Here is a 21,927-nt window from a genome sequence, read left to right as displayed (position 1 = left end):
TCTATAGCTTTTGCAGCTCTTTTTTGGCCCAGTCATAAATCACGCGATTTTCATCGAGCTGCGCATGCGACATCCGCTTGGCGAGGCTGCACAGCTCTTCCAGTTGTTCGCGGGCCCGGGTGGGTTCATTCATTTCCAGCAGCAGCGCTGCATAGTGGCCTCTCGCTTCAACCCCTGAAACCTTGTCGATCACTTCTGCAAATATGCGGTCAGCTTCGTCATATTGATCGAGCTCTGCATAGATCCGTGCCTTCAAGATTTCCCGCTGACCATGTTCGGAAGCGACGGCGACCGGTTCAATCGGCTTGATAATTTCAAGAGCCCCGGCAGCGTCTCCCGTTTCAAAAAGTGCGCGTGCATATTTGACGAGGGTGCGCGCATCGTTGCCATGGGGTTCCGCAATAATCTCCGCATATTGCTGCACCGCTTCTGCATGCTGGCCGCTCTCGGCATAAGCATCCGCCAACCGCACGCGATTGGTCAGGCTATGGGTAAGTTCCAGCTGTTCCTTCGCCAGTCTGATCCCCCGCTCCGGATCGATTTTCCGGACCGCTTTTTTCTTCGCGTATCGCATATGCCGATTGCCGGTCAGATCAGGCAGGATTTCCAGCAGAAAATAAGCTGCGCTGCCAGCGATCGGCAGAAAAACAATCGCAGTCAGCCACAGCTTGTTGCGCCCGGACTTCATCAGGTGAACAACGCACAGGATCTGCACCAATATTGTCAGAATGAAATAGGGCATGGGGTTAGAATCTCATGTTTTTCAGGCGCCTTCCAACGCCGTCTGATCAACGCCCGATTCTCGACCTTGACGAGAAATCCGGATCCACTCAATCACGCACAAGATAACAGCAACCCCGCCCATCGCGGTTGTCAGCAGGAAAACTGTAAAATATCCCTGTTCTTCTATCATCTGTCCCAGCGCTCCGCGCCCCAAAGTTCCAACGAGTAAGGTCAAAGATGATAATAAGGCATATTGAACCGCACTATATCCCTTGGCAACAATCGACGAAAGATATGCGACAAAAGCAGCTCCGGCGATGCCGACCGCAATATTCTCTCCGGCAATCGCCATCATCAATTTAGCCAAACGATCATCGCCGCCAAGATTGGCAACCAACCAGGTAAACCCGGTGTTATTGCTCACGGCCTGCACGATATCACCACCACGCGCCAGATCAGCATAAAGCAGATTGGTGGCAGCTGCCAGCACACCTCCCAAAGTTAGCGTCAACATTCGACCCAAAGTGGTCAGCATATAACCGCCAACTGCGAGACCAATCATCAGCGCTCCCACCCCAAAGAACTTTGAAGCCACAGCTACTTCATCTTTGGTATATTCAAGCTCTCCCAGATAAAATGGATAAGCAAAGCTACCCCAGATTGAATCGGTAATGCGATAAGTCAAAACCAGGCCTAAAATTATGATCAATGCCCAACCAAGACGACCTACAAAATCCGTTAGTGGCAACACCAGGGCTCGATACCCGTGATCTAACAAACGCCCAGCTGAACTTTCTGCTGGCAAGTCTTCGGCTAGCAAATGTTTTCCTGATCGTTCCTGGCGAACTAGCCACGCTGCAATTAGCGACGGAATGACAACTGTCGCGATCACAACCAACGGCCCCATTGTGGAGATAAACTCGACAGAATCCGGCCTGGTTTCCGGGTCGCTACCGAGCGAACGCACCATAAATACACCAACGGTAATCAGCGCCCAACCCCACAAGACTCCAACCACGCCCAAGGCCCATGCGCGAATCCTGGGATGAATTTGCCCTGCTTTTCGGAGGCCGTGCTCATCAGCCGCCTCGGCTTCCGTCAAATTCGATACTTCAGCATCTGGCGCCCACAGACCACAGAAGCCCACAAAAAGCATGATACCGCCCATCGTGAGATAAACAGTTGGCCAATCCGTTCGTTCAGCGAGAAACAAAGCGAGCGCCCCGCCTACCAGCGCCGCGATCCGGTAGCCCATTTGATAAACCGTTGAAAGCATATCAATAGTTGCGACTTCATCCGCCACATCAACACGCCACGCATCTATGACCACGTCTTGAGTAGCAGATGCAAAGGCTCCAATGCCCGCAAGCAAAGAAAACCAACCAAGGGAACTGACGGGATCCAGCATCGACAGCACAACCAGTATCGCGCCCAACATCAGTTGTGCAGTAACGATCCACTGCTTTCGTTTGCCCAATTTTCGCAGGATAGGTACATCAAGGCGATCCAGTGCCGGCGACCAAAGAAACTTAAACGCGTAAGCCAAGCCTATAAGCGAAAATACGCCCATGGTTTCGAGATCAACTTCGGCATCAGATAACCAAGCGTAAAGCGTTCCGAGCAACAGCGCGTAAGGCAGCCCGGCCGCAAAACCAAAGATCGCCATGTAGAGTGTTTTCCGTTGACCCAGGGCGGCAATAACTTTGCGCCAACCAGGTTTTCCTGCATTTTCTGCTGCTTCACTCACACAAAATTCCTCCCGAACTCACGAAAGAAACTCTAGCGCTAAAAATCCTGAAAGCCAGCGGGATTTTGGCCAGCGGCCGCGAACCGGCTCAAATATCGAGCAGCTGCGCGCCAACGATTGTACCAGCACCCGGACGCTGGACGATAATCGCATATTTGTCGGCACCCGCAATGCTCAGATTTTCTGCGGGAATGGAGAAGCTGACCGGTCGTCCGGTCCAGCTACCGAGGCTCCATTCATCCTTGACAACATTTGTATAATGCAGTTTGCGGCCACCATTTTCACCGCGGCCGATCTGCACGGTTTCCGATGAACTCAGCGCAAGCAGAGATACGCGCGCCATATATTGCGACTGACCATCAATGGTGACGGTAATACCGCCGGTCTCGCCAATCTCTGTTTCAATAATCGGTCCGGGACGCCCTTTGGCCAACCGCACCAGCGAGCGCACATCGCTTTCGCGTGATCCTACTGCCCCGCCACCGCCATTGATGACGATCTGGGGCGTATATACGCCGGACCCGGCATTGCCTTTGGCAGCATAAGCCCGCTGCAACCGCGTATTGTCTTCGCTCGCGAGCGTGTCTTTCCAGCCGAGGCGATCCCAATAGGTTACGGGCCGCGAGATCACCAGCAGGGAGCTGTCTTTAGCAAGGCGGGAAGCCAGCATATCTGCAGGGGGACAGGACGAGCATCCCTGACTGGTGAAAAGTTCGACAACAACGGGATTGGGGGATTGGAACGTTGTGTCGGACGGGTTCGCGGGTGTCGTTACATCCGCAGAAACGCTGCGTTCTACCTGAGCGGCAGATTGACTCGCCTGAAATCCGGCAAAGCCTGCAAATGCAGTGCCTGCTATCAATATGGGCAATATGAGTTCACGCATTCATGGTCTCCAACGGGGGTAACTATCAAGGCATTCGCGCCTTCGCGGAGAAAGGTTACGATTGCGGTGTAAAAAAAATTGCGCCATGCGCACATCATGACCGACAAGATACCAGACAAGAAATATAGCGCAAAGCCAACCCCCGGAACGGATCCTTCGAAAGCGCCAGCACGCGCCAAGGAACCAGCAGTGCGTGAAGGGCAGCGTATTGCCAAATTGCTGGCCCGCGCCGGGGTCGCCTCGCGTCGCGAAATTGAAAGGATGATCGAAGCGGGCCGTATTTCCCTTAACGGCGATCTGGTTGAACATCCGTCACTGCTGTTGAAAAACCTGACGGGAATTACCGTCGATGGCAAGCCGGTTGCGGAACCATCCCCTGCCAAGCTGTTCCGGTTTCACAAACCCAATGGTGTGATCACGGCAGAACGGGACGCATCCGGCAAGAGAACCATTTATGATGTGCTGCCGCCGATGGAACGGGTGATGCCGATTGGCCGGCTCGACATGAATACCGAAGGTCTGCTGCTGATGACCACGGATGGCGAATTCAAACGCGAGATGGAGTTGCCGAAAAACGGCATAGAACGCACCTATCGGGCGCGCACATTTGGCGAGGTTTCGCAAAACCAGCTCGAAGAATTATACAAGGGCATCACCATCGAAGGGATGCATTACGGACCGATTACCGCCAATCTGGAGCGCCGGACCGGACGCAATCAGTGGATCGAGATGACGCTGACGGAAGGAAAAAACCGCGAAGTTCGACGTGTTCTGGAGCATTTTGGCCTCGAGGTGTCTCGCCTGATCCGGATCAGTTACGGTCCGTTTGCTTTGGGCGACCTTGCCAAGGGCGAGATTGAAGCCGTGCGCCGACATGATCTTGTGAAATTTCGAAAGTCGCTGAAATAATGCGGATAATCGCAGGAGAGTGGCGGGGACGAAAAATTGTTGCGCCCAAGGGGGATACGACCCGGCCGACAGCAGACCGTACGCGCGAGCGTCTGTTTTCGATGCTGACCAGCCGGCTGGGAGATTTTGCAGAGCTGCAGGTACTGGATCTGTTTTCCGGTTCGGGGGCTCTGGGACTGGAGGCGCTTTCCCGGGGGGCGGCCCATTGCACATTTGTCGAGCAGGATCGCGATGCCATTGTCGCGCTCGAGAAAAACATCACCACACTGACCGCTGATGCCGATGTCCGGATCGGATCAGTACTGGGTCTGGGTCCCGCCCGCCGGACCTATGATCTTATATTGATGGATCCGCCCTATGAAACAGGGGCGGGCTCTGTTGCCTTGTCCAAACTGGGCAGGCTGGGATGGTTCGCGCCATCAAGCTGGATTGCGATCGAAACATCGCGCCGCGAAAATATTGATGTCAAAGGATTTGATATTGATTGCGTGCGAGATAGCGGCAAGGCGCGAATTACGTTATTGCGTCCTCATCAGGACAGTTAAGCCGCGAAGCCGTTTTTTCAACCGCCCATCATGGTCATAATCGCGGCAGTCTCGATGTGATTGCTCTGGATCGCGCTATAGGCGGCTGTTGATGCCATCAAAAACGTTGCGATGATCGCGCTGGTTGCCAGTCTCTTGCTCATTTTCTACTCCGTTGGGATCTCTTTGACGCCCGTTGATTAACAAATGGTGCGTTGCAACACGAAAAACAACCTGCCCTTTAGGACATATCAACGCGATATTGGTCTTGCCGCACGCTGCCATGTTCCCTAACTGTTCACCCATGTCCGAACCTGTCAACGTTCCATCAGAAGAAGATCCGCCTTATGTAAGGGGCCTCAATACACCGCAGCGGGATGCCGTGCTGACGACTGATGGTCCGGTTTTGGTTTTGGCTGGTGCGGGTACCGGCAAGACCGCCGCGCTCACCCGCCGACTGGCACATATTGTCTATTCCAAACAGGCCTGGCCGAGCGAAATTCTCGCCGTCACGTTCACCAACAAGGCCGCACGCGAGATGAAAGAGCGGATCGCTACAATTGTTGGCGAAGCTTTTGAAGGCATGCCTTGGCTGGGTACGTTTCACAGCATCGGTGCGAAAATGCTGCGCCGCCATGCCGAACTGGTAGGGTTGCAAAGCAATTTCACCATTCTCGACACGGATGACCAGTTACGCCTGCTCAAACAGCTTGTTCAGGCCGCTGAGCTGGATGAAAAACGTTGGCCGCCGCGCATGCTCGCCGGATTGATTGACCAGTGGAAAAACCGCGGCCTGAACCCCGGAGATCTCGATACCAGCGAGAATGAACGCTATGCCAATGGTCGCGGGCAAGAATTTTACGCACAATATCAGGCGCGACTAAAGGCGCTCAATGCCTGCGATTTTGGGGACTTGCTGCTGCACATTCTCAACCTGCTGAAGAATGACCGTGGCATATTGAAGCACTATCAGGATCGGTTCAAATACATCCTCGTCGACGAGTATCAGGATACCAACAGCAGCCAGTATCTCTGGCTGCGTCTGCTTGCACAAGAGCGGAAGAATATCTGCTGTGTCGGTGATGACGATCAGTCGATTTATTCATGGCGCGGGGCAGAAGTTGCCAATATCTTGCGGTTTGAAAAGGATTTTCCTGACGCCAAGGTGGTCAAGCTGGAACAAAATTATCGCTCCACGCCGCATATATTGGCGGCCGCATCGGGCCTGATCAATCACAACAGCGGCCGTCTGGGCAAAACATTGTGGACCGAAGAGGAAGACGGCGACAAGGTTCAGATTGTCGGCGTCTGGGATGGTCCCGAGGAAGCTCGCCGCACCGGCGATGAAATTGAGGCACTGCAGCAGATCAAACAGGTCTCTCTCAACGATGTTGCGATATTGGTGCGGGCGCAGTTCCAGACCCGGGAATTTGAAGACAGATTTATCTCCATCGGCATGCCGTACAAGATTATCGGTGGCTTCCGCTTTTACGAACGCGCTGAAATTCGCGACGCCCTCGCCTATTTACGCGTCATTGCCCAGCCATCCGATGATCTGGCATTTGAGCGGATCATCAATGTTCCCAAGCGCGGCCTTGGGGATAAAACTGTGGAAAAAGTCCATCGATTGGCCCGTTCGCAAGGTATTCCTCTGGCCGCGGCCGCACTAGCCATCTGCGACACGGATGAGCTGGCCGCCAGAGCGCGGTCCACTTTGAGTGAATTAATGCGGAACTTCGGGCGCTGGCGCACAAACGCTGACGAGCTGTCCCATGCCGAACTGGCGCGCATCGTGCTGGATGAATGCGGCTATACGACCATGTTGCAGGCTGATCGATCCACAGAAGCAGCCGGGCGTCTGGAAAACCTGACCGAACTCACGCGTGCGATGGAAGACTATGAAACGCTCGGCGATTTTCTGGAGCATGTTTCGCTGGTGATGGACAATGATGCGTCAGATGATGCCGAAAAAGTCACCATCATGACAATGCACGGCGCGAAGGGTCTGGAATATGATCACGTCTTCTGCGTCGGGTGGGAAGAAGGCGTGTTCCCGTCGCAGAGATCGCTGGACGAGGGCGGGATTGCCAGCCTTGAGGAAGAGCGCCGCCTCGCCTATGTCGCGATCACCCGTGCGAAAAAGAAATGTACGATTTTTCACGCCGCAAATCGGCGTATTTATGGCCAGTGGAACAGTTCGATTCCCTCTCGTTTCATTGGCGAGCTTCCCGAAGATCATATTGAACAGGAAAGCAGCATGAGTGGCGGGGAAAGCCTGTGGCGCGCGAACTGGACCGAAAACAGCGATCCGTTCGCCCATCTCGCAGCGGCCAATGCCACTCGCGCCGGTCAGCGTGGACCCGGCTGGAAACGGGCCAGCGCCAGCGGAAGCTTTTCCACAAAGCCGCAAAAGATCAAGGAAGCCCGGCGCAGTGCGGTATCGATGGGCAATAAGGGTCGCGACGATATTGCCATCGGGCAGCGCATCTTCCATACTAAATTCGGCTATGGCGAAGTCATGGAAATCGAAGGTAACAAACTGGAAATCGAGTTTGAGAAAAGCGGCAGCAAGCGCGTGTTGGACAGCTTTGTCGAGATCGCCTAACGGGCAATCTCATGAGTAAGTACCTCACGCCTCTGTTTGCAATCGCAGCGTTGCTGCTCGTCGGCCTTTACGGCTACCGCGCATTTGTTCTGGACAAGCCCGGACTTCCGTTCACCGAGACCGCTGAAGCCATGACGGAAGGTCGGTTACCAACTGAGCCCGATGACTGGAAAGGCAAGATTGATTATCTCGGTCTTGATCGCCAAATCTCCGAAATTGCTGCACGCCCTGAAATGGCCGGCCTGGCTGTCGCGATCATCGAAGATGGCGAGATTCGGTTTTTGAACAGCTATGGTGTGACGGACAAGCGCAGCGGCGAGCCGGTAACTCCAAAGACGGTTTTCCGATGGGCTTCATTGTCAAAAAGCGTCGCCGGGTCACTTGCTTCAAAATTATCGGCTGAAGGGCAAATTGATCTAGATGCGCGATTGAACCGCTGGCCAACTTCTCTCATCCTTCCGGAAGACGGACTGTCGCAAATCACGGTGGCCCAACTCCTGTCACACCAGACCGGCCTCACAAAAAATGCCTATGACCGCAAACTCGAGGCCGGAGAACGCCCGGACCTGCTGCGCAAACAGCTGGAAAACGCGCCACTGCAATGCGAACCTGGCAGCTGTCATAGTTATCAGAATATTGCCTTTGATGCGGTCAGCGAGATTTTGGGACAGGTTGCGGGCACCTTGTATGAAGACGCCGCGCGCAAACAGCTATTTGAACCACTCGAAATGGAAAGTGCAAAATTTGGCATGATTGGCCTGACCGGCGCCGACAGCTGGGCCCGGCCACATCGCGGTGAAGAAGTGCGTACACTGGTAGAATCCTATTGGCTTTTGCCCGCTGCCGCTGGTGTCAGCAGCAATATCGAGGACCTTGCTCGCTGGCTTCAAGCACAAATGCGCAGGGACGGAAATGCGCTTTCCAGTGAAATGCTATCAACCTCCCACACCCCATTAGTGGATACAGGGCGCGTATATGGCGGTGATCTTGCCCGTGCGCTAACCGATCCATCCTATGGGCTTGGATGGCGCAATTTCAGCTATCGCGATCGCCGATTGGTTGGGCATAGCGGTGCAGTCGACGGGTACCGGGCAACGATTATATTCGACCCGGCGGCCCGTACCGGAGTGGTCGCAATGTGGAATAGCGGCTGGGGATTGCCATTCCGGATACCCTTTGCAGCACTGGACAGTTTTTATGGCCTGCCCCCAACCGACGAGCCGTTGATTGACTGGCTCGACCTGTCGGACCGACCGCTCCCGGAATCCTCACCACAAACCGGACCTTGAGCACGCCGACCAGGGCTTAAAGTTGCCTGGACGCACCGGAATTGGTTGCTAGTCAATTGATGCCTGGAATGTCAGGGCAAAGGAGCTGGTTGGCGCCAATGATGAAGCGATTATTGTAATGGTTGACCCGCTGATCGAAGCGCCCCAGGGATCACTCTCGTCCGCCCCGCTGCTGTTGTCATCTTCCGGAGTGGCGGCAGAACTGCAATCTGCTCCTGAAAACATCGTTTCGGCAAAATAAGTCAGGTTCAACGGCAATATGTCAGTTGCTACAAGTGATTCTGCAGAAGTGGCCCCAATATTGGACACGAGAATACAATATCTCATGGTGGAGCCGGGAATTGCTTTTGAGTTGCTTCCTCCATTTACTGGGTCGTTCAATGCGGTGGATAACTTCTGAACGGTCAAAATTGGCAGTGACATGCAATTGGCACTATCTTCCAAATCCAGATAGTTGAAGTTGCCTGCTGATATCCGTTGCCTAAATACTTCATTTGCCGCGTTGTTTGTCTGACCAGGGGTATCAACACTTGCCGAAACTCTTGAAAAATTACCAACATCTTGCCAGTTGCCACAAGAGAATACAAAGCTCGTTGCAGACCCGCTGGACGAACCGATCCGGAACGATCCCGAGGGATAAGGTGTTGTTACATCTCCGTACGTAAAACCGTGAAATAGTGACCCACCGGAATCACGGGATTGTGCCACATCTCCTGCGTTGCGAAGAGCCAGCGGGGAATAGGACGGTGTCGCCGCTGAGTTGCACACAGAATATGCTGCACTTGAGGTTGTGGGCGGGCCTGCACAGGTTTTTATGCACGCGCCGCGCGCTTGCAAAATATAGACTCCGTCACCGTTCGCATCACTGACATCATCGGGTGGCATATTGGAATTGGGATCACCATCATTATAGACAACGACAATTGATCCGGGAGCAACAGAGGAGAGAGCGGAGCATGTCCCGGGGCTCGTAGTAGCATCGAATCGGGCATAACCAGGAGCGATGCCTACGCCGCTGCTGCTGCCCTCCCAATCTCCGTTATTGTCATCCAGTATCCAGCCATCCAGATCCACGTTGGCCGTCGGGTTGCCAGCATCTCCAACAACAATAAACTCGTAGAATTCTTTGGCACCAGAGGTTCCATTCGACGCTTCATTCACGACAAGGCCAGCAGCCGCGGCTGAATTCACACTTCCTGCCGTCCAAACCAGCAGTAAAAGAAGCGAGGCCAGGTTCGGCCAAAATCTGTGCAAATATCTGGTACCCGTTCTCATAATATTAAACCGTTACGAAGTGGATTGCCGAGTTATTCGTTGTTCTCTCCATTATTAACGGTCAGTTCGGCCGAATATTAAGCTTTTGTACCATCCAGATACGCGTCATGATCAAGTCGTTGAACAGTCCGTGCTCCAGCCTGACTTGATGTCATTGAAATCTGCTTTCACACAAATCTCGGATCTTTAGTTTTACGATGGTTGATAGATGATTTATCGCCGCCTTCGGCAACGATTTTCCGGGCCAGACCATCGCGCCCTGGCGGATCCGGCATTATATTCTCGAAGATTGAAGTGCACGGAGTATCGCAATGACTTCAATGTTTTGGGGATCCGGTTCACGATGCTGGTCCTGTCGCTGCCCCCCCCAAATAGTAGCAGCCTGTGGCTAAGAAAAATTCGGCTTGGTCTTGATATTCAACTGTCCTGCCAGCCCGGCGGTCCGGTGAATGGTAATTTTCTGATATTCCGGTGAAGTCACCATATTGCGGAACGCTTCGAGCGAGGGATATTCGACCAATGCGACCATGTCCCAATTTTCTTCGATCTCACCCAGCATCAAGCCTGTTACAGATCCGGAATAGACCGATTTGGCACCGACATCTGCGATGCATTTTGTAACCGCCGCTCCGTATCGCGCATAAGCTTCAATACCGCTGAGACTTGCGTCCGATCCATCCGGATATTCCGCTTTTTCTTTAAACTTCAACAGATTGACCATGACAAACGGCCCGTCTTCCTCGTCGGTAAAAAATTCCTCGGCCGTTTTTGGGTCAGGATGAACTTGATTGATGACCTGCATGAGCATTTTTCCTATGCGTTGACAAAGTTGATGATGGCTTCGGACAGTTGCTCGGGACAGTCTTCCTGCAGAAAATGACCACCGCCCTTGATTGTCACATGATCCACGCCTTTCGCACCGGGGATGCGCTCCTGAAAAGCGGTTTCACCGCCTTTGGTTACCGGATCGCTGTCGCTGAATGCAGTGAGCACCGGTTTCTCGAACTTTTCGAGAACTTCCCAGGCTTTGTCATTCGCATCCCGATCGGGTTGGTGTTGCGGCAGGATCGGTACCAGAGAAGGAAATTTGCGCGCGCCCGCTATAAATGTGTCATCCGGATGCGGGGCGGTATAGCCATCGAGCACCGCCTGATCCTTTATGCCCGACAGGATTCCGAAAACTTCACCAACGGAAAAGTCGGGACTCTCCGCCGCATATTTGACCCAGAACAGAAACGCGCCGGGAGAACCGCTCGCAAACTGTTCTTGCACCATTGCAGCGTTGGGAACCGGGATTGTCGGATAAAGATTGCCCAGCATCTCGGACATTTCAGGTGTGATGGTTTTCGAAGAAGGCAAGCCCGTATTGGCGATGACCAGCCGCGCAAAACGATCCACATTATCGGCCACAACCCGAAGGCCGATAAGGCCGCCCCAATCCTGGCACATTAACGTTACATCCGAAATATCCAGCGCCCGGAACCACTGGTTCATCCAGTCGACATGGCTTTGATAGCTATAGTCATCAATGTGCGATGGCTTGTCCGACTTGCCGAAACCGATGAGATCCGGCGCAATGACCCGGAATCCGGCGTTCACCAGGATGGGAATCATTTTACGGTAGAGATAGGACCATGACGGCTGACCATGCATACACAAAATGACTGCGCCATCGCGCGGACCTTCGTCGAGATAATGAAGGCGCATTGCCGTACCATCAGCCCCATCGACCTCAGCATAATGCGGTTCAAAATCATAGTCGGACAATTTTTCGAAACGGCTATCGGGCGTGCGGAGGACTTGCATTATCAGATTTCCTTTTAGATTTGTGCTGACACCAAAAGTGCTTTTGAATTCCAAGCATCTTGCTTCAACTCTCCCAAGAATTCCAAAACCATGGCATTCACGATGCCAAAACGCCACCCTGTTTGCGTGGCGGGGCAGATCGGATATAGGCGCGGGATGACATTGACTCCCGAACAGGCGCGATATTTGCTCAACGACGGCGTAGCTGATCTGCGCGCGAACAAGCCCGGTGAAGCGCGGGTAAAACTGGAAGAGCTGTGTACGGCTGGCGGCGACATCGAACCCCAATGGCTGCTGCTGGCGCATGCCTGCCGGATGCAAGGAGACGATGTCGCTGAAGAGGCTGCGCTGCAAAAGCTGCTGGCGATCGACAAAAGACATCTCGCCGCCCTGCTTTTGATGGGTGACCTCAAAGAACGTCACAATGATGATCGCGGCGCAAATGCCTTTTACAAAGCGGCGCTGAACATGGTTGGTGCTGGCGCAAACGTCCCCGAAGATCTGAAATCAAAATTGCAACAGGCAGAGCAGTTTCTGTCTGGTGCTCATGGTCGGTTTGAAAGCTATTTGCTGCAAAAACTGAAAGAAACCGGGCTGGAAGGCAGCGACACGCCCTTGCCCGTGCGCAATGCGATTGAATTGCTGATGGGCCGGAAAGAAATTTTCTACCAGAAACCGTCCATGTTCTATTATCCCGGCATGCCGCAGCGCGAATTTTACGAGCGGCATGAATTTCCCTGGCTGGAACAGGTTGAAGCCGGCATTTCCGACATGCAGGAAGAATTGCAGGGCGTAATGGCACAGCACCAGCAATTTTCACCTTATGTGGAATCCCATCCTGACCGGCCGCGCCCCAACAACCCGCTTCTTGATGATTCCAGCTGGGGCGCCTTCTATTTCTGGAAGAGCGGAGAGGCTATTTCAGAGAATATCGCACAATGTCCGAAAACTGTTGCGGCTCTGGAAGCCGCGCCAATCCCGGTCATTCGTGAAAGATCACCCATGGCGCTCTATTCGGTGCTGGAACCCGGTACGCATATTGCCCCGCATTTCGGCCTGCTCAACACGCGTCTTATCTGTCACATACCGCTGGTCATTCCCTCCGACTGCGCCCTGCGAGTGGGCAGCGAAACGCGGCCATGGAAAAATGGCGAAGCGCTTATATTTGATGATTCCTTCGAGCATGAAGCCTGGAACCGCAGTGCTTTGCGGCGCGTGATCCTGTTGTTCGAAGTCTGGCGGCCGGAAATTTCCAGCGATGAACAAACCGCTCTGACAACGATATTCGAAGCCATTAATGAATATCAGAAGCCCATCGATATCTAGCTTTTGGGCAATTTGCCTTCTGGTGGCGCGATGGTCTGTCCCAGTTGCAGCATCTTGCCGTCTGTGACGATCACACGATCACCAAGCTTCACTTGTGCGAACAGCAGTTTGGCAAAAGCCGTTGGGATCCCGATGCACCCATGGGTAGCATAGCCCCATTCCACTTCACTGCCGTGAATTGAAATCCCGTCATTGGTCATCCGCAACATGTACGGCATTGGCGATCCATAGAGGTTGGACACGTGATCCTTGCTCTTCTGCGTGATCGGAAAAACGCCTGTCGGCGTCGGCTTTTCATCCGCACCGAACAAAATGGCCGCAGCTCCGATTTCATATCCACCGCGAAAAACAGAGAGAGACTCGGCCTTGAGGTCCACGGTAATTATCAATGGACCGTCCGGCACGCCTTCATCATCCCAGGCATAGAAACCATGCACAAATGGCTCATCAATCTGCAGCACACGGCGAACGACAAAAGGCGAGTTATCGGGAATCATGGAAAATACCGAATTCGCAGGTTGTTCAACAGGATTGGCGGAGAGCGCTTTGGGTTCTGTCGGTTTTGGTTTGATCACTGTTTCGGTTGTATTTGCTGCATTGATGGCAGCAATATTCGCAGAAACCCCGTCAGCACTCTCAGACGTTGAGGATGCAATGGCACGGGTCAACCCCAGGACCAGAAGCCCCACTATACATAGCGCTGCAAGAATCATGATCCCTGCACTGATACGCATCGCAATCTCTTTGGCCGATATCTGCTTCACAATGGTAAACTCCCAGGCTGTTAATGGAATATTTACCAATCAGACTCGCAAAACCAGCACTTCGTTTGGCGCGTCCCGTTGCGGTACGGCTCGATGAAACATCTTAAAGAGAACCGTTAACTCGCAAAAATATGCGCTGCTTGGTGCTTTGGAAGGGCTGTTGTTCTGTCACTTGCGGACAAAGCATGTCCACCCGATATGCCCCTATCTTACGAAGAGATTGCAGCAAGTCCTTCCAACCGTTAGCAGATCAGGCGTGAACAGTCCTGCACCGCATCCCTTTACGATACCCAATTATCGATTCCTCTGGCTTTCTCGACTGACGTCGATGTTTGCTCTTTATGCGATGATGCTGATTTTGGGCTGGCAGGCCTATAATCTGGCCCGTGAAGATATGGGCGTGGGGGCATCTGCCGGAATATTGGGGCTGTTGGGACTGCTCCAGTTTGTACCCCTGTTCATTCTCACGCCGCTGGTCGGGTGGGTTGCAGATCATCTCGATCGCCGCTGGATTGCCCGTGCAGTGCTTAGCGCGCAGGCCGCCATTGCCCTGTTCCTGGCTTTGCTGACATCCAGTGGCCAGATCACGCTCTGGTCGATCTACATCATCTCCGTGCTGCTCGGAATATGCCGGGCATTCCTGGGACCGGCGATTACTTCATTGGCACCCAATCTCGTACCCAAGGGATCGCTTCCGCGCGCAATCGCCCTGTCGACCATTGCATGGCAAGTTGGTGTCATCGCCGGACCGGGCATGGCAGGTCCGCTGTACAAAATCGATCCGGCCCTGCCCTATTTTGTCTGCGCGGCCCTCTATGGACTGGCAACCTTATCGGTTTTCATGATCGGGCCAGTGACACGAAGCGCTATCGACCGGACCAAGGGCCCGTTGCGTCAGATCATGGATGGCATGTCATATGTCTGGACCAACAAGCTGGTTCTTGGCGCGATAACCCTGGATTTGCTGGTCATGTTTCTGGCCGGTGCAACAGCAATGATTCCGGTATTCGCAAAGGATATTTTGAATTCGGGCGAAATCGGACTGTCCCTTTTGGCTGCATCCCCGGCAGTTGGTGCCGTGATTGTCGCCGGAATTTTCTCGTTCGCACCGCTGTCCCGGAATGTCGGCAACATGATGCTCATTGCCATGTTGGTTTTTGGAATTGGTACAATCGGCTTCGGGTTGAGCCGTTCCTTGCCTCTTTCGATGTTCTTTCTTGCGCTCTGCGGTGCAGCGGATATGTTCGGAGTATATGTCAGAAGCTCACTTATTCAACTACATACACCAGACGAAAAGCGCGGAAGGGTGAATGCGGTCAGTCAAATGACGATCAGCGCATCGAACGAGCTGGGAGACGCCTTGTCTGGCGGTCTGGCGGTTTTGTTCGGACCTATTGTGGCCATTGTCGCGGGCGGTGCAGGTGCTATAGCGGTAACAGGAATATGGTCACGTCTGTTTCCTCAGCTGGGAGCGGCGAAAACTTTTGATCCACCAAAAGATCTGGAAACGGATTTGAAAGCGGAACAAAAAACCCGATCTGATGTGCCATGAAATTTGACAGGAGAATTACATAATGATTGCCAGCAACATCCTAGAAACGATCGGCAATACACCGCATATCAGGGTTCAACGCCTGTTTAGCGGCGCAAATGTGTGGGTGAAGTCCGAGCGTTCCAACCCCGGCGGCTCGATCAAGGATCGCATTGCATTGGCGATGATCGAAGATGCTGAAAAATCCGGCGCCCTCAAATCTGGCGGGACAATCATTGAGCCAACGTCCGGAAACACCGGTGTGGGTCTGGCAATGGTGGCTGCGGTCAAAGGCTATAAACTGATTTTGGTGATGCCCGAGTCCATGTCGATTGAACGGCGCCGCCTGATGCTGGCCTATGGCGCCAGCTTCGATTTGACTCCCAAGGAAAAGGGGATGAAAGGCGCAATTGAACGTGCGACTGAACTGGTAGATCAAAACCCGGGTGCGTGGATGCCCCAGCAATTTGATAACCCTGCCAATGTCGATGCCCACGTCCGGACGACCGCTCAGGAAATTCTGGCGGACTTCCGGGACAACCCGCTCGACGCGATTATTACAGGCGTTGGTACGGGCGGACATATTACGGGTGTCGCGGAAGTTTTGAAAAAGGAATGGAGCGGTCTGAAGGTCTTTGCCGTCGAACCCACCCTGTCACCAGTTATTGGCGGCGGACAACCCGGTCCGCATCCGATCCAGGGCATTGGCGCGGGTTTCATTCCCGGCAATCTTCATACGCAAAGCATCGATGGAGCGATTCAGGTGGATCCGGCCGATGCAAAGGCAATGGCCTTGCGTGCGGCCAAGGAAGAAGGGATGCTGGTTGGAATCAGTTCGGGCGCAACACTCGCTGCTATCGCGCAGAAATTGCCCGAACTTGGTGCTGGCGCCAAGGTTCTTGGATTCAATTATGATACCGGAGAACGATATCTCTCCGTTCCCGAGTTTTTGCCCGAAGAATGAGTTCGATCGAGATCAATAATTTCACCTATCATCATGATGAGGTGGAGCTGCAGGGATATATGGCGCAACCCAGCCGTTATCCCCGTGCAGGTATTTTGATTGTCCCTACAATCGCCGGGCCAACCAAGATCATGTATGATCGTGCACGCTGGTTGGCTTCACTCGGTTATGCCGCAATGGTCTGTGATATTTATGGCCAGGGTCAGATCGATGACACCCAAGTCGCCCGCCAGATGGCGAGCGCTCTACGGGAAGATGCAGAATATTATCGCGATCGTTTTCGTTGCGCACTGGATGAGCTGCGGACAAGATCAAAGCTTGCCAACGAACGGATCGCAGCCATCGGATATTGTATGGGCGGCGAAATTGTCCTGGAAATGGCACGAAGCGGGGAAGACATCGCCCTTGTGGTAAGCTTTCACGGATTGCTGGCGACACCGTTACCTGCCAAAAGGGGCACGATAAAATCACGGATACTGGTGTGCCATGGAAGAGCGGATCCGTTGGTTTCACCAAAGCAGGTTCGGGCATTTCTGGAAGAAATGGATATTGCCGGCGCTGATTGCCACATGCACATCTACTCAGGCGTGGTTCACGGGTTCACCGATCCCGGCAGTGACACCAGCCCGATGGACGTCGTCAAATATAACGAATCCGCCGACCGGCAAAGCAAAGCGGCCATGCTCAGCATGTTTGAAGAACTTTTCTAGCAAGTCCCGGATTCGGGTAACAATCTCAAACCCGAACCCGGTCCCTTGCATTGCGACCCGGACGACAGTTTGGAGCTAGTCCGGCTTTCCATCACCGTCGTCATCGAGCAGATCAGGTTTGCCATCGCCATCCGTATCCCAGGCATCCGGCTTTCCATCACCGCTGCGATCCCAGGCGTCGGCTGTTCCATCGCCATCCGTATCAATCGTGGGTGCAGGCACTTCCGATTCTTCCGGTGCTTCCTGAGCGGTTTTTTCCATTTCCGGCGAAGCGGCAAGAGCGCCGGTTGCCATCGAGATACCGAACCCAACCGTGATCATGTAGGGTGTGAGTCTCAATCCAGACTTTTCGGGCTTTGAGCGTTTGGTGGAATGCATTTTGCATACTCCTTATGCAGATCATTCCCCTGTCAGATTTTGTGTCGCAAAATGGCCCCGAAAAATCCAGCCAAAGGCGATGTTGCGGGTTGAATCGGCGGCGGACAGGAACCGGTCGGTTTTCCATCCGTTATTTGTAACGCCTCGCCGCCTTCGCCGCATTTCCGATCGTTCGCGATACGGTCAAAACCCGGGATTTCACTTTGGTCACAGGATCTTCCCGAAATATCGCGCCAATGCCATTGGCCGATAAATGGCTCAAATTCGTCGAACTTTGGTCACATTCGGCCTGCAAAAGACTATCAACGGGTTGGGGGGTCAAATATCTTCGGAAAGTTCAACCATGGCACAGAAATCGCAGATGACAGGAGCTACAAGCGCAAAAGATAGAGTTTCCCAGCCCTTGATCATCAAGATCGGCAAAAAACTCCGCAACAGCGCAAACCGGATCAGCTCATCTCAATCCCTCATACCAACGACACCGCTACAACAGCCGGATATTTTCGACTGGACCGATCGACTGAAAGATTCCTGGGCAGATATAGCTCGGGAAGCTTCAGAGATATTGGACCATCGTGATGCCGTTCCCCCGCTCAAAGATATCTCCCCGGATCATGCCCGTATTGCCGGAGACGGCAACTGGAAATCCTTCTTTCTGGTCGGATACGGATATGACGTGCCCGGTAATTGTGCCCGCGCGCCGAAGACCGCTGCTTTGGTCAAAACTATCCCGGATCTCAATTCCGCCTTTTTCTCCATTCTGGAACCAGGTGCAGTGATCCCGCGACATCGCGGTGTCACACGGGGACTTGTGACTTGCCATCTCGGCCTTGATATTCCCACACCCCGGGAAAACTGCTGGATGCAGGTCAACGAAGACACGGTACACTGGGAAAACGGCAAATGGCTGATATTCGATGACAGTTATTTCCACGAAGTAGCCAACGAAACCGATCAGACCCGGGTAATCCTGCTCGTACAGGTAAAACGCCCGATGCGGCTGCTCGGCAAAGTCGCCAATGACCTGGCCCTGTGGGGAATTCGCCAGTCACCCTTTGTACAGAGTGCCCGGCGAAATCTGGATCATTGGGAAGAAGCGTTCAAGCAAGCCGAGAATAATCAGGCTGCCTGAGCTTCGATTCAGGCAACGGCAAACATTTCCGGGTCCAGACCCATGATCGCATCACTGCCGCCTTCAATCTTGCGGCGCAGGGAACCTGTGTCCGGGAAGAAGCGCTCCGCAAAATACTGTGCGGTCACGAGTTTGGCTTCGTAATATTTTGCATTGTCCGAACCGGCATCCAGTGCATCCGATGCGGCACTGGCCATTCTCAGCCACATCAGGCCAAGCGATACAATGCCCATGATGTGCATATAGTGATAGGCGCCGGCACCGGCATTATTGGGATTGGCCATCGCATTTTGCATGAACCACATGGTCGCTTTCTGAAGCTCGCCATTGGCCTTTTCGAGCGCCTCGGCAAAAGCTTTCAGACGATCATTTTCCTTTGCTCCGGCGACTTCATCGGAAATAAGCTTGAATAGCGCCTGTACCGCGCGGCCACCATTTTGTCCCAGCTTGCGGCCAACCAGATCCATTGCCTGAATACCGTTTGTGCCTTCGTAGATCATCGCAATCCGAGCATCGCGGACAAATTGTTCCATGCCCCATTCGGTAATATAGCCGTGACCGCCGTAAACCTGCTGGGATTCCGTGCAGATGTCATAGCCCTTGGCAGTGCCATATCCTTTGATAACAGGTGTCAGAAGGCTGATCAGGTCATCCGCAGCCTGGCGATCTTCTTCAGTTTCCGCCTTCGCCGCCAGGTCAACTTGCAGCGCGCCCCACAAAACAAGCGCCCGCATCGATTCGGTAAAGGCTTTGCCATCCATCAACATCCGGCGGACATCGGGGTGCACAAATAATGTGTCAGCTTTTTCATTGGGGTCCTGAGCGCCGGTTAACGCCCGTCCCTGCCGCCGATCACCTGCATAGATAACCGCGTTCTGATAAGCGATTTCACCTTGAGCAAGACCTTGCAATCCAACACCGAGACGCGCTGCGTTCATCATGATGAACATAGCGCGCAGGCCCTTGTTTTCTTCACCAACCAGATAGCCGGTGGCGCCATCATAGTTCATCACGCAAGTCGCGTTGCCGTGAATGCCCATTTTTTCCTCGATAGAACCGCAGCTAACCGAATTGCGCTCGCCCAGCGTGCCATCATCATTGACCAGAAATTTGGGTACGATGAACAGCGAGATACCTTTGGAACTATCTGGTGCATCCGGTGTTTTTGCCAGGACGAGATGGATAATATTTTCGGTCAGATCATGTTCGCCAGCCGAAATAAAGATTTTCTGGCCGGTAATGCCATAGCTCCCGCCCGGCTGCGGTTCCGCCTTGGTGCGGATCAAACCCAGATCCGTGCCGCAATGGGCTTCGGTCAGGTTCATGGTGCCGGTCCATTTGCCGGAGACCATGTTGGGAACATACTTCTGTTTCTGCTCTTCACTGCCTTCAACCAGAATGGACGCAATCGCGCCCTGCGTCAGGCCGGTGTACATTTCCAGCGCCTGATTGGCGGAGATCATGAATTCCATCACGGCATTGCCGACTACCCTTGGCAGGCCTTGCCCGCCCACTTCTTCTGGCGCGGACAAGGTTGTCCAGCCCGCTTCGATCAGCTGGGTATAGGCATCTTTAAACCCTTCCGGTGTGGTGACAGATCCGTCTTCGTGCCGGGTGCAGCCTTCTTCATCACCGCTCAGATTCAGCGGATGCAATATTTCGCTGGAAAATTTGCCGGCTTCGGTCAGGATCGCATCGACCATATCGGGGGTCGCATTTTCAAATCCCGACACATTGGAATATTTTTCGAGGTTCAATACTTCATTCAGTATGAAACGGACTTCACCGATGGGGGCGGTATAACTAGGCATGTTAAATTCTCTCTATATTTTCAATGAAGGGCCAAAAATGCTGGCCTTAACTTTTGGTTACTGCTGTGCTTTGGCTTCGATGACCGTATCTCGCACAACCTTGATAAATTCTGTCAGTTCCTTGATTGAACTGTCGATGTCATTGCGTTGTTTCTTCAGCAGGTCCACTTTCGCCTGACATTTTTCCAGCGTGACCTGCTTTTGCGTCGCTCGGCCATCGCCAATATCATAGAGATCGATCATCTCGCGAATTTCGGACAGTGAGAAACCGACATTTTTGGCGCGCATGATCCACGCCAGACGTGCGCGATCCCGTTTCCCGTAAATCCGGGACAGACCTTTGCGCTGCGGTGCAATCAGACCTTCGTCTTCATAGAATCGCAGCGCCCGGGCCGTGACCCCAAACTCGCCCGACAAATCCGAAATCGAGAAAGTTTCGCGATTCTGAACATCCGGCGTGTCAATTTCTGCATGATTTGGCGACTTCGACATGGCCACCATATATCTTACGCTAACGTAAACGTCAAGGTCATCCACCCGGACAAAGGCTCTCGATTTCCCGACCCTGGGTCGAACGCGCAACGGCGTCCCCTTCTCCGACCAGAAAAAAACTTACCCCGTTGAGCGTGGCGCGCGGGGAGCAATAGCTCAAACAGGCTTCGGGAAGATCACCCGGCAGCTGAAGTTCAACTCCATCAAAGCTTGCGTCGAAGCGGCAAGTTTCCTTGCTGTCCAATGTGATGCTGATGGTTTCTCCCGTGCGTTGCGCTTCCCCCAGACCTTCACATTTGCTCTCCGGGCCGAATACGGCGAGCATGCCCACCTGATAACCGCGCTCATCGTTGCCGACAGCGCAAAACCGATCGATACCCAGTTCACTCTGTCTTTCAAACGCACCTGACAGTGTCACGTTTCTTATATCGGGAATGACCCCTGCCTCTATCGCAGCCTGTTCGAGTCTGGATGTCGGAGCGGGTTCCGGCTCATTTTGCTCTGCAGACGCACCGGGGCCCTGGCCGCAGCCGCTCAGAAACAGGCCCAGAAGCAAAACAGAAGCGGGTTTCACGCGATACGTTCCAGTTTTCCGTCTTTATACGTCCGATAGAAACAGCTGGTTTCCCCGGTATGGCAGACAGGTCCGGCGGGGCGGGCCTTGATCCAGACCGCATCCTGATCACAATCGAGCCGCATTTCGGTCAGCGTCAAGATGTTGCCGGATGTTTCGCCCTTCTTCCACAGCGCCTGCCGGCTGCGAGAATAGAAATGCACAACATCCGTCTCTATTGTTTTTTCCAGTGCTTCCCCATTCATATGCGCGACCATCAGCACTGCACCCGACGAATCATCCGTAACCACTGCCGTCACCAGACCAGCCGAATCAAATTTAGGGTTTAATTGCGATCCGGTCTCGCGATCCATTTCATTTTCATCCGTCATGGCGGCAAATTAGGGCTGAGATCGTCCCAGCGCAACGCAAAACCTGCGGTTGTTCCGGTCAATCCCGAAAAAGGAAAAGAATATGATGTTTTTATGACCAAAGGGGGAAG

The 21,927-nt window shown here is 53.5% G+C and carries 22 protein-coding genes; 9 read left to right on the top strand and 13 right to left on the bottom strand.

Annotated elements, in window-relative coordinates:
- Window position 1: 1 nt before the first annotated feature.
- The 3 genes from ABJI30_RS11735 to ABJI30_RS11725 all read right to left on the bottom strand — a co-directional run bounded on the left by ABJI30_RS11735 (window position 2) and on the right by ABJI30_RS11725 (window position 3,356).
- The gene (locus ABJI30_RS11735; protein WP_348016879.1) at window positions 2-742 is read right to left on the bottom strand and encodes a tetratricopeptide repeat protein; all 741 of its coding nucleotides are present in this window, start codon (window positions 740-742) and stop codon (window positions 2-4) included.
- Window positions 743-763: 21 nt separating this feature from the next.
- The gene (locus ABJI30_RS11730; protein WP_348017814.1) at window positions 764-2,389 is read right to left on the bottom strand and encodes an MFS transporter; all 1,626 of its coding nucleotides are present in this window, start codon (window positions 2,387-2,389) and stop codon (window positions 764-766) included.
- Between the two features lie 169 nt (window positions 2,390-2,558).
- Window positions 2,559-3,356 (bottom strand): DUF1223 domain-containing protein, encoded by a 798-nt coding sequence (locus ABJI30_RS11725; RefSeq protein WP_348016878.1) that lies wholly within the window; start codon window positions 3,354-3,356, stop codon window positions 2,559-2,561.
- Between the two features lie 96 nt (window positions 3,357-3,452).
- Here ABJI30_RS11725 and ABJI30_RS11720 point away from each other — a divergent pair, with 96 nt between their 5' ends.
- Window positions 3,453-4,265 carry a pseudouridine synthase gene (locus ABJI30_RS11720; RefSeq protein ID WP_348016877.1) on the top strand — a complete coding sequence of 271 codons (813 nt, stop codon included), beginning with the start codon at window positions 3,453-3,455 and terminating at the stop codon, window positions 4,263-4,265.
- The gene (gene rsmD / locus ABJI30_RS11715) at window positions 4,265-4,810 is read left to right on the top strand and encodes a 16S rRNA (guanine(966)-N(2))-methyltransferase RsmD (protein ID WP_348016876.1); all 546 of its coding nucleotides are present in this window, start codon (window positions 4,265-4,267) and stop codon (window positions 4,808-4,810) included. The genes ABJI30_RS11720 and rsmD overlap by 1 nt, the downstream gene beginning before the upstream one ends.
- Window positions 4,811-4,827: 17 nt before the next feature.
- On the opposite strand, the gene ABJI30_RS11710 is transcribed toward rsmD, so the two are convergent.
- Window positions 4,828-4,953, bottom strand: a complete 126-nt coding sequence (locus ABJI30_RS11710) for a hypothetical protein (RefSeq protein ID WP_348016875.1) — start codon at window positions 4,951-4,953, stop codon at window positions 4,828-4,830.
- A gap of 140 nt (window positions 4,954-5,093) precedes the next feature.
- Here ABJI30_RS11710 and ABJI30_RS11705 point away from each other — a divergent pair, with 140 nt between their 5' ends.
- Complete coding sequence (locus tag ABJI30_RS11705) at window positions 5,094-7,394, top strand: UvrD-helicase domain-containing protein (RefSeq protein ID WP_348016874.1); 2,301 nt, start codon at window positions 5,094-5,096, stop codon at window positions 7,392-7,394.
- Between the two features lie 11 nt (window positions 7,395-7,405).
- Complete coding sequence (locus ABJI30_RS11700) at window positions 7,406-8,683, top strand: serine hydrolase domain-containing protein (protein WP_348016873.1); 1,278 nt, start codon at window positions 7,406-7,408, stop codon at window positions 8,681-8,683.
- 48 nt (window positions 8,684-8,731) lie between these two features.
- On the opposite strand, the gene ABJI30_RS11695 is transcribed toward ABJI30_RS11700, so the two are convergent.
- The 3 genes from ABJI30_RS11695 to ABJI30_RS11685 all read right to left on the bottom strand — a co-directional run bounded on the left by ABJI30_RS11695 (window position 8,732) and on the right by ABJI30_RS11685 (window position 11,764).
- The gene (locus tag ABJI30_RS11695; protein ID WP_348016872.1) at window positions 8,732-9,874 is read right to left on the bottom strand and encodes a hypothetical protein; all 1,143 of its coding nucleotides are present in this window, start codon (window positions 9,872-9,874) and stop codon (window positions 8,732-8,734) included.
- A 472-nt stretch (window positions 9,875-10,346) separates the two neighbouring features.
- Window positions 10,347-10,760 carry a DUF1330 domain-containing protein gene (locus ABJI30_RS11690; protein WP_348016871.1) on the bottom strand — a complete coding sequence of 138 codons (414 nt, stop codon included), beginning with the start codon at window positions 10,758-10,760 and terminating at the stop codon, window positions 10,347-10,349.
- Window positions 10,761-10,771: 11 nt separating this feature from the next.
- Window positions 10,772-11,764 (bottom strand): haloalkane dehalogenase, encoded by a 993-nt coding sequence (locus tag ABJI30_RS11685; RefSeq protein WP_348016870.1) that lies wholly within the window; start codon window positions 11,762-11,764, stop codon window positions 10,772-10,774.
- A gap of 156 nt (window positions 11,765-11,920) precedes the next feature.
- Between ABJI30_RS11685 and ABJI30_RS11680 the strand changes: the two genes are divergently transcribed.
- Window positions 11,921-13,090 (top strand): aspartyl/asparaginyl beta-hydroxylase domain-containing protein, encoded by a 1,170-nt coding sequence (locus ABJI30_RS11680; RefSeq protein ID WP_348016869.1) that lies wholly within the window; start codon window positions 11,921-11,923, stop codon window positions 13,088-13,090.
- Here the strand turns inward: ABJI30_RS11680 and ABJI30_RS11675 are convergent.
- Window positions 13,087-13,854, bottom strand: coding sequence for a L,D-transpeptidase family protein (locus tag ABJI30_RS11675; protein ID WP_348016868.1), 768 nt, complete (start codon window positions 13,852-13,854; stop codon window positions 13,087-13,089). The genes ABJI30_RS11680 and ABJI30_RS11675 overlap by 4 nt on opposite strands.
- A gap of 256 nt (window positions 13,855-14,110) precedes the next feature.
- Between ABJI30_RS11675 and ABJI30_RS11670 the strand changes: the two genes are divergently transcribed.
- The 3 genes from ABJI30_RS11670 to ABJI30_RS11660 are packed head-to-tail and all read left to right on the top strand — an operon-like array spanning window position 14,111 to window position 17,059.
- Window positions 14,111-15,406, top strand: a complete 1,296-nt coding sequence (locus tag ABJI30_RS11670; protein WP_348016867.1) for an MFS transporter — start codon at window positions 14,111-14,113, stop codon at window positions 15,404-15,406.
- Window positions 15,407-15,428: 22 nt separating this feature from the next.
- Window positions 15,429-16,349 (top strand): cysteine synthase A, encoded by a 921-nt coding sequence (gene cysK / locus ABJI30_RS11665; RefSeq protein ID WP_348016866.1) that lies wholly within the window; start codon window positions 15,429-15,431, stop codon window positions 16,347-16,349.
- The gene (locus ABJI30_RS11660; protein WP_348016865.1) at window positions 16,346-17,059 is read left to right on the top strand and encodes a dienelactone hydrolase family protein; all 714 of its coding nucleotides are present in this window, start codon (window positions 16,346-16,348) and stop codon (window positions 17,057-17,059) included. The genes cysK and ABJI30_RS11660 overlap by 4 nt, the downstream gene beginning before the upstream one ends.
- Before the next feature lie 75 nt (window positions 17,060-17,134).
- Here ABJI30_RS11660 and ABJI30_RS11655 read toward each other — a convergent pair whose 3' ends face one another.
- Window positions 17,135-17,437 carry a hypothetical protein gene (locus ABJI30_RS11655; RefSeq protein ID WP_348016864.1) on the bottom strand — a complete coding sequence of 101 codons (303 nt, stop codon included), beginning with the start codon at window positions 17,435-17,437 and terminating at the stop codon, window positions 17,135-17,137.
- A gap of 343 nt (window positions 17,438-17,780) precedes the next feature.
- On the opposite strand from ABJI30_RS11655, the gene ABJI30_RS11650 reads away from it, so the two are divergent.
- Complete coding sequence (locus tag ABJI30_RS11650) at window positions 17,781-18,569, top strand: aspartyl/asparaginyl beta-hydroxylase domain-containing protein (protein WP_348016862.1); 789 nt, start codon at window positions 17,781-17,783, stop codon at window positions 18,567-18,569.
- An 8-nt stretch (window positions 18,570-18,577) separates the two neighbouring features.
- On the opposite strand, the gene ABJI30_RS11645 is transcribed toward ABJI30_RS11650, so the two are convergent.
- Genes ABJI30_RS11645 through hisI form a run of 4 tightly spaced genes read right to left on the bottom strand, consistent with a single transcriptional unit; the run spans window position 18,578 to window position 21,817 of the window.
- On the bottom strand, window positions 18,578-20,380 hold the full coding sequence (locus ABJI30_RS11645; RefSeq protein WP_348016861.1) for an acyl-CoA dehydrogenase C-terminal domain-containing protein: 1,803 nt from the start codon (window positions 20,378-20,380) through the stop codon (window positions 18,578-18,580).
- 57 nt (window positions 20,381-20,437) lie between these two features.
- Window positions 20,438-20,872, bottom strand: a complete 435-nt coding sequence (locus ABJI30_RS11640) for a MerR family DNA-binding transcriptional regulator (RefSeq protein ID WP_348016860.1) — start codon at window positions 20,870-20,872, stop codon at window positions 20,438-20,440.
- Window positions 20,873-20,909: 37 nt separating this feature from the next.
- Window positions 20,910-21,446, bottom strand: coding sequence for a hypothetical protein (locus ABJI30_RS11635; protein WP_348016859.1), 537 nt, complete (start codon window positions 21,444-21,446; stop codon window positions 20,910-20,912).
- Entirely contained in the window at window positions 21,443-21,817 is a 375-nt protein-coding gene (gene hisI, locus ABJI30_RS11630) for a phosphoribosyl-AMP cyclohydrolase (RefSeq protein ID WP_348016858.1), read from the bottom strand. Before hisI ends, ABJI30_RS11635 begins: the two co-directional genes overlap by 4 nt.
- Between the last annotated feature and the right edge of the window lie 110 nt (window positions 21,818-21,927).

This window comes from Parasphingorhabdus sp. (assembly GCF_039968395.1).
Lineage (GTDB): Bacteria > Pseudomonadota > Alphaproteobacteria > Sphingomonadales > Sphingomonadaceae > Parasphingorhabdus.
The sequence above is the reverse complement of the archived record's forward strand: the minus strand, read 5'-3'. Positions and strand labels throughout refer to the sequence as shown.